General features: G+C 28.6%; 8 protein-coding genes. 3 read left to right on the forward strand and 5 right to left on the reverse strand.

Annotated features, from left to right (window positions below):
* Nucleotides 1-506: 506 nt before the first annotated feature.
* Complete coding sequence (locus BR66_RS0112335; RefSeq protein ID WP_026883213.1) at nucleotides 507-1043, forward strand: hypothetical protein; 537 nt, start codon at nucleotides 507-509, stop codon at nucleotides 1041-1043.
* 77 nt (nucleotides 1044-1120) lie between these two features.
* Here the strand turns inward: BR66_RS0112335 and BR66_RS23765 are convergent, their stop codons facing one another.
* From BR66_RS23765 to BR66_RS0112355, 4 genes are all read right to left on the reverse strand, one after another.
* Nucleotides 1121-3166 carry a glycoside hydrolase domain-containing protein gene (locus tag BR66_RS23765; protein ID WP_051624223.1) on the reverse strand — a complete coding sequence of 682 codons (2046 nt, stop codon included), beginning with the start codon at nucleotides 3164-3166 and terminating at the stop codon, nucleotides 1121-1123.
* 169 nt (nucleotides 3167-3335) lie between these two features.
* Nucleotides 3336-3701: a hypothetical protein gene (locus BR66_RS0112345; RefSeq protein WP_026883214.1), complete on the reverse strand. Its 366-nt coding sequence runs from the start codon at nucleotides 3699-3701 to the stop codon at nucleotides 3336-3338.
* A 34-nt stretch (nucleotides 3702-3735) separates the two neighbouring features.
* Nucleotides 3736-3966, reverse strand: a complete 231-nt coding sequence (locus BR66_RS0112350) for a BhlA/UviB family holin-like peptide (RefSeq protein ID WP_026883215.1) — start codon at nucleotides 3964-3966, stop codon at nucleotides 3736-3738.
* Nucleotides 3967-3980: 14 nt separating this feature from the next.
* Nucleotides 3981-4520 (reverse strand): sigma-70 family RNA polymerase sigma factor, encoded by a 540-nt coding sequence (locus tag BR66_RS0112355; protein ID WP_026883216.1) that lies wholly within the window; start codon nucleotides 4518-4520, stop codon nucleotides 3981-3983.
* A gap of 414 nt (nucleotides 4521-4934) precedes the next feature.
* On the opposite strand from BR66_RS0112355, the gene BR66_RS26440 reads away from it, so the two are divergent.
* Entirely contained in the window at nucleotides 4935-5390 is a 456-nt protein-coding gene (locus BR66_RS26440; RefSeq protein WP_026883217.1) for a peptidoglycan-binding domain-containing protein, read from the forward strand.
* A 1219-nt stretch (nucleotides 5391-6609) separates the two neighbouring features.
* Entirely contained in the window at nucleotides 6610-7119 is a 510-nt protein-coding gene (locus BR66_RS23770) for a peptidoglycan-binding domain-containing protein (RefSeq protein ID WP_035796167.1), read from the forward strand.
* Nucleotides 7120-7404: 285 nt separating this feature from the next.
* On the opposite strand, the gene BR66_RS23775 is transcribed toward BR66_RS23770, so the two are convergent.
* Nucleotides 7405-7776: a recombinase family protein gene (locus BR66_RS23775; protein WP_084156507.1), complete on the reverse strand. Its 372-nt coding sequence runs from the start codon at nucleotides 7774-7776 to the stop codon at nucleotides 7405-7407.
* Nucleotides 7777-8410: the final 634 nt, after the last annotated feature.

Raw genomic sequence — 8410 nt, forward strand, 5'->3', positions numbered from 1 at the left:
CCTTATTTTATTATGGCTCCTACATACCAATAATGTCACAGATCTATAATATTTCTGATACTCACAAATTAAGTATTTAATCCAAATAAATACAATAGTTATCTTGAATTAAACTATAACATAAATGTATAAACATAGGAATAAAAAAATTGTGGTGTGCTTTGACAAACATTATGAATAACAATTGCCAATATAGTACCACAACACCTTATATATAAACATTTAACGTATGTTTTAACTCTACATAATATTGATGCAAGTATAATATGTGGAACTCATTTTTGCAATTTTAACCTTTATATAGAAAAAAAATAAGCGTAAAGCCTTATAAATTAAGATTTTACGCTTATTTATCCAATTCCACACAATTCATATTGTGTGGAACTAGTTACGACTAGAAAAGTTTACAATTTACCATATGTTTTAAGTATTAATATTGTAGTATAATAATTATTGGTAAATATTTGTTGCAGAATTAAATAATATATTAGATTGGAGTTTTTATTATGGAGATAAATTTTACTGTTTCAAAAGAAGATTTCTTAGATTTTAAAATGAGGAACATTACTGAAACTAAGCAGTATAAACATTTAATTAATATTATTACAATTACCATGTTTTTGCTGAGCATACTTACTATTATTCTCAGCAAAAACAAATATAACCTCCTTACTATTTTTATTATATGGATTATTATATTATTATTTAGAAAAAAATATATATTACATGAATTTAGAAAAAAAATAAAAAATATTTATTCAACTGAAAAATATACTGACTTTTTTGAACCTACTAAAATAATTATTAATGAATATGGCTTAAAGTCAATTACTGATTTAGCTGAAAAAAATTATAAATGGGTATCCATAAAAGATTTATACTTAATAGATAGTTTTCTTTGGATTAGAACTAGTACTAAAAATGATATATTTATTCCTATGAGGTCTTTTAAATCATTTGAAGTTGAGAAACTTTTTCTGAATAGTATTGTTAAGAACACTGGTTTACAATTAAAAAAAACATACCCTATTGATTTTAACTAGGATATGTTTCTTTTATAATATAAAAGTTATATTGTCTTAACTAACTCACATATTATTTTTATAACAATATACATTACCTATGCAATTAGTGCTACGAGAAAACCTACTTCCAAAGCGCCTGATAGTACTCCAGCAATTACGGCTAGTACAACTACAACTTCTAATACTGGATATTTTTCCACTTCAATTTCTATGGAACTTGCAACATCTTTAGCATCTTGTACTAACAAATCACCCGTGTCACTTAAATTAAATGATAATTCAATGGTTAACGTTTGAATTATAGATACTTCTTCAGATAATATTCCATCTATTTCTTCTGTTGTTTCGGTTTCAATTGATATTGTTATAGAATTAGCAGTATAAGATAACTGAATTGATAATTCGGTATTACCTAGTTTAGCTAATGTTGTCGTTAACTCTGCAGCTCCAGTTGCACTTAATCCTGCTGAAATACCTTCAAATGCTGTTTGAACTGTTGCATCTTCAAATTCACCATTTTTGAATTTTAGTGTACTAGAACCATTTCCTTCACTAGCTCCAAGTGAAAATTCTAAATTAACTTTTACATTAGCTGTATTTACTAATTGTATAGGATCTCCAGCAGCATCAAATGTCTCCTTTAGCAGCTTAGCTAATCCTGTACTATTCACTGCATCTATTATAACTGCAGGTGACGTAACACTACTAACACCCAAGTCAGTTCCATGACAAATGTCGTTATCAATTTCTATTGCACCTGCTCCACTACCAATAGTAATAGTTGCAATTTGATCAAATGACCAATCAGATGGAAGCTTATATCCAAGGTTTCCGCTGAATCCAGTAGACATATCACAAGCAAAACTATGAACTGAATATCCAGCAGCAGCAACACGGCTACAAACATTTCTAGGACCATAGATACCTATTGAATACTTATTATTATTAGTAGCAAATGCATTACTAATAGCTTCAAAATATGGAATAATAAAATCTGTAACATCTGAATCTAATGCATCAAAATCAACAGCAAAATAAATTGTTGTTCCATCTTTAAATCCAAGATACGTAGCAGCTACACTTGCTATAGATGCATTTGCTGCACCTTGTGCTGGTAAAAAATCAAGTAAGCCTGCCCCATATTCAAATATTGGGAATACCTTTAATCCATTAGAAAATATAGTTTGTAATTCTGATGATGTCATTGCGTATTTTCCAGTAAGGTATCTTCCCACTATTTGATATCCATTAGATTTAAGTGTTGCAGCCATTGCTGCTGTGATAGTTGTTGAACAATCACATGCAGTACCTTTTCTAGTTTTATCACCAGTACTTACTAAAAGTGATGCCCATACTTGAGGTCCTGCATAACCGTCAGCGGTTAATCCTACAAACGCTTGAAATTCTGTTATTGCTGTCTTTAATCCATTACCAAATAGACCATCGAAACCATTTGGATTATACCCATTACAATATAAGGAGTACTGAAGTAATAAGATAAAGTTTTTTGTAGCTTTAGTTCCGGGGATTGTTGGACATGCATTCATTGTATTTGTACCCCATAAACCATCTACAGAGTTTCCTTGTTCATGCTGAAGTGCCTTTATTAATGCTACATTAGTTGACTTTGAATATACTCCATTAGAAGGTATTAACCCAATTATACTGTTATAATCACGATTAAGATTTTGTTGAATAGTTCTAATATTGGAATCTCCACCAGAAATTAATGTATATGCATCTGTATTTAATATAGCTTGAAAAATCATAGGAGTTGTAATTCCAGTTTGTGTTGTTAATCCTGCATCAGATTGAAACTTCTTAATAGCAGTAATAACTCCATTCCCATATGTACCATCAATACCATTTGGATTATACCCTTTACAATATAATGCACCCTGAAGAATACAAATCTCATTTTTTGAAGTACTTGTACTCGATAATGTTGGACATGTTGACAGCATCTGAGGTCCAAAAACTCCATCAGGTGATGAAATACCAATTTCAATTTGAAGAGCTGTTATTAATGCTGCTACTGTTGTTCCTCCGGTTATTCCATCTACTTTTATTGATGTGTAATTTGCATTACCACTATAAGTGGTATTTAACCATGATTGAACTTCTAAAACCATTTGATCCATTTTATAAAACCTCTTTCCTTATTTTTATTTACATATACTACAGGGGAAAAAAAGTTGTAATTGTAAACCTGTATATAAAAATAAATATACACAGATTTTGATTTTTATTAAAAAAATTTTTTAATATCGACAATTAATATTTATTCTTAAGTCTTTTAATTATCTGCATTCATATCTGACTCTTGCATTTATTAAATTCACCAGCAATTGATTGTCTTAAAAAATCAATTTGTTCTTGTGTTAAATATGGGCATTTCTTTTTTAACTCATTATTAAATAGCTTGATTTTATTTTCAATAAGATTTTCAATTGATTGATTTACTCTGAAATATTCCTCAACTATATTCCATATATCTAACGCTAATGTTTTATCTGAATTATATTGAGATACACCGATATCTTTAATTATTTGATTGTTTTTCAATTTGATAAAATTAATTATATAGGAACATATAACTGCAATAATTATACCTAGTATAGAAATGATACTGTTTGTTATTATTGGTAATACTTGAGTTCCTATTTCTGCTATCATGTTAATCCCCTCTGTATTTTTAAATTAGTTTAGTTTAGTTTCTATTATCTATGTTATTTCTAATTTCAGTAATGTTTTTTTGTATGTCTTCTATAAGTTCGAATTCCTTTGTTAACTTTAAAATAATTTTTTGATAATTTTTTTCTCTAAGTTCCTGTTTCAAATCCCTCTTTTCCTGTGTTTTTAATATATAAAATACCAACATTATAGATAATGTGGCCCATATGCCTTGGGATGTTGCTAATTTAAACAAAATATTTTCCATTTCTATTCACTCCGTTATTCAATAGCAAATTTTCTTAGATTTTTCAATGCCCTATTTTTAGTTCTATTTATAGCCTGTCTAGATACATTTAATTTTTCAGATAATTCCACTTCTGAAAAATTATAAAAAAAAATTTCTTTAATGATATTCTTTTGATGTAATGGTAATTTGTCTAATATATTTAATAAAAGTATATGGTCATCTATTGCATTTTCATTGTCTTTATATTCGTAATTCCAAAATGTGTCCAAATATAGCTCTCCTTCTGCCTTCAATATACTTATATTTATGCTTAAAAGATGTATGTATTTATGTTTAATAGATGTATTTATATATCCAACTATATATTTATCTTCTTCAAATCTTAAGCTTTTATTAACTGGTATACTTTTTACAATGTCTATGATGCTTACCATTAGATCACTATCTGCACCATCATAATTTAATTTTCTACTATACTTTTTAATTAATGGCAAGAACTTTTCAATAATATTAAACATACAGTTACTGTCACCATTTTGTGCTTTTATCACTATATCCCCTAATTCATTCAAAATATTTCCCCCTTCTTTGTCTAGTAATATATAAATAAGAGAGATGTTACACATTATGCAACCTATGTCCATAAATTCGATATTTTAAAATTGAAGGAAACTTATAATAAAATAAGCATGAAACCTTATAAATTAAGACTTCATGCTTATTTTATTAATTGTGAACTAATACTATTTTGTGAAACCCATATTATTAAAGTGTACAACAAAATTTAGATTTTAAAGAAATAATCTTAAAAAACAAACAGTATAATCTAAAAAATGGTAAAAATAAATGCTATTTTTAGATTTAAACAACAGAATGGTATATTTTATTATTATAATTATATTTATCTATAATAGATTGTAATTGGTTTATCTATAATATATAATACATTTAAACCAAAATTTATATTATAAAAGGGAGGAAAATAAATGAAAAAAATACTTTCATTGAAAAAAATTTTTATATTGTTACTTGCATTTGTAACAATAGGTACAAGCTCATTGCTACTTCCTCAGATTTCTAAAACAGTTAAAGTAGAAGCAGCACCGTATTACAATTCATCAAATTATTATGGTTGCTGGTCTTATTATCACAACCAAAACATGGGACAATACCCAACGATTTATCCAAGTAGTAGCCATGATTCTAGTGGATGGGTTGAAGTTCTACAAACGCATTTAAATCAAGTAGGTTATAATTGTGGAACCCCAGATGGTTACTATGGAGCTGCAACAGTAGCTGCCGTAAAAGCTTTACAAAATGCTACATATAATAGTTATAAAGGGTATGGTTTGCAATCAATAAGTGCAGATGGAGTTGCAGGTCCATATACATGGGGAAAATTAGAAATCCTATTTTTTGGTTATTCATCAATTTATAACTAATATCATAGGCTCCTACATATTTATTTTTATTAAAACAAAATATGCTGTGATAATGTACTTATCTTTTGATAAAATTTAAAATCAAAGTAAATAAATTTTATGTTGCCTGTTTATTTATTTTAGTATTTGGGATACAGCAAGTTAAACCGACACAAAACACATTATTTCAATTATAAACAAAAGTTAGTAGCATGCAATCTATTAAGCTTAATAGATTGCATGCTACTAACTTTTGTTTATAATTCCAGTTGTATGATTTCTTTTAGTATGGGTCCCAACAACAAAATACGGATTTACAACGTTAAGACGGAAATCGTTGGAAGCAACCACCTTCGACAAGATGGCCTAGTACCAGCATCTCTGTAACCAGGGGCAAAGCAGAGAATATATTACATAATGCTACTAATTCTTATCATTAAGTAACATTCAATTTAGCCTTTTCATGTAAAATACTGAAAATCGTTGTTAAATAGGGATTCCCAATGTTACTCAAATGAGTTATGTAACATTGGGAATCCCTAAAATCCACGTTAATGATTTACTTTGCCCCTGGTGACACGTTGGCTGGTATTAACCCAAATCTGGATGATTTTCATCAACGCCAGTATCAATAATACCTACAACAACATTGTGATTTCCAGATTGCAAATTCAAGCTTTTACCATTGTTTGTAACCTGTTTTATATCCCATTGATATTAATTATATAAATCAGCTTTTTTTGTATCAACTTTTGAGTAATCAGTAAAAGAACCTTGTTTTGTTTGTTGCAATTTAATTATATGATTTAGTGATATTGATTCAACAATTGAATGACCTTGAATTGCAGGTATTAAACTAGGACTACATTTTACTTCTGTAGCACCTAATTCAGATATTTCTGAAAGGACTTGTCCTCCTGAATTAGATACAACTTTCTCTACATTGCTATCAATACTATTATTTTTGCATGTAATAATTAAGGTAATAGTAGAAGACGCGGGAATGGTGGTACTACTACTTTGTGCATAAACATTACTATTTAGTGACGATATTACAATAAATAATAAAATAAGAGCAAAATTTTTAATTTTTTTTATAAAACGACCTTATTTTAATTGGTAAATATATTATCAATTAAAATAATATCATATATTTTTAAAAATTGACACAGTTCGACAACATATTTGTAAATTTTGATATATAATACATTTGAGTGAAAATTTAAAGGGGGATTTAAAAATGAAAAAGTTAAAAATGAAATTATTAACTTTAGGAGTTTTAGCTACTGTAATAATGTCTTCAACACCAGTTTTTGCTGCAACTAAAACTAGTACAAGCAATGCTAGTACTACTACTAAAACAATTGCTACAAGTAATACAACTAGTGCTAGTAAAACGCCTACTATACCTAGAACTATAGAAACTGCGTCATATAGTTTTACTACATCAATGTATTATGCTAGATGGTCTACCGTTGCTAACTCATATCCAACACTTTATCCAAGTAATAGTTATAATCAACTTGTTCATACGCTTCAGTACGAGTTAAGAAATTGCGGGTATAATGTATCTGAAGATGGCTATTTTGGTTCTCAAACAGAAGCAGCTGTAATAGCTGCTCAAAACGCTACTTCAAGCCCAATCGGTTGGAATACTGGCACTTATCAACCTATAAGTGCTGATGGAATTGTTGGACCAAACACATGGGGGAAAATATTTTATCTTTTCCATGCTGGTGTGTCAAACTAACTAGATTATCTCTAACTTTTTGTAACTACGAGTAAAGCCTACATACGTGCAAAACCAAGCCACATAGTGGATTTTATGTCCATTATGTGGCTTTTTAAGCTTTTCATTTGGGAATTGATCATATAGGACTCTCGACAATATTTCTCTGAATCACACCAACATGAATTAAAAAATATCTTCAATCTTAGGAATATAAGTGATTATGAGTATGGGTATGGGTGTTTTTGCCCATCCCCCCCGAAAAGGTGGAATAGACAAATTATCCAAGGAATTTTTTAAATATTTTCAAAGTGATTCATATTCTTTAACTCTTCTATAAAAAGTATTATTTTTCATGGAAACAAGCTCCATAGCTTTTACATCAGTTATATTACCTTGCTTCCACTTCCTATAAACAGCTTTAAAGTTTTCATCAATATGTATTTTTTTTCGTCCAAATTTGATTTCTTTTTTCATAGCAATGCTAATGCCTTCCTTTTGTCTTTCTTTTATTCTTGTACGTTCATCCTCTGCCATATAACTTAGTAGCTGTAGTATCAAATCAACAATTAAACCTTCTATACCTTTCATATCCTTATATTTTGTTGTATTAAGCAAATGCATATCTAAAACAATTATATCAACTTCTTTATTTTTTATAAGGGATGTCGCCAACATTTCCGACAAAACCCACGCTAAGACAAAAATTGGATATAAGTTAAAGTTTTTACCCCCTTTAAGCCAATTATAACCAAAAGAAAGTACCATAAAGGGTACTTTATCGTTGTTTTTGGTAATAGTTTTGGAACTAAAAACCACTCATAAACAAGCTGTTTTTAAGGCTTTTAATATAGTTCTAAAAACGTTCGTTCTGATACTTAAATATAAACATAACATTTATTTTCACCAATTATGTAAATAGCCAAAACTGATTTTAAGTTATAATTGCCCTTCTCAGTTGATTGCTTGTCTTTTTACCAGGATAATTTGTTTTAAAATTAGGAAAATCAAACTTGAAATTCCTATAAATTACTTTGATTTTCTATGCAATACCATTAATTGAATTGCATATGTTTTTGTATATGCAATATTTGTTAATATACGTGCCTATAACGCACGTAAACACCTTATATATCACTGCTTAAAAAGTGTTTCATAAATGCTAACGTTCCTTTTATTGTAACCTTTTAATAGTAACTTTCCGAACAGTACTCCATCCACAAACTTACGTATATCAACCCTTCACTTGCATTTTATTATTCGTTTTGTTTTGGAAAAGCTAAACTTTTAATAATAACGTTCCATAACATAA

This window comes from Clostridium akagii DSM 12554 (genome assembly GCF_000686725.1).
GTDB lineage: Bacteria > Bacillota > Clostridia > Clostridiales > Clostridiaceae > Clostridium_I > Clostridium_I akagii.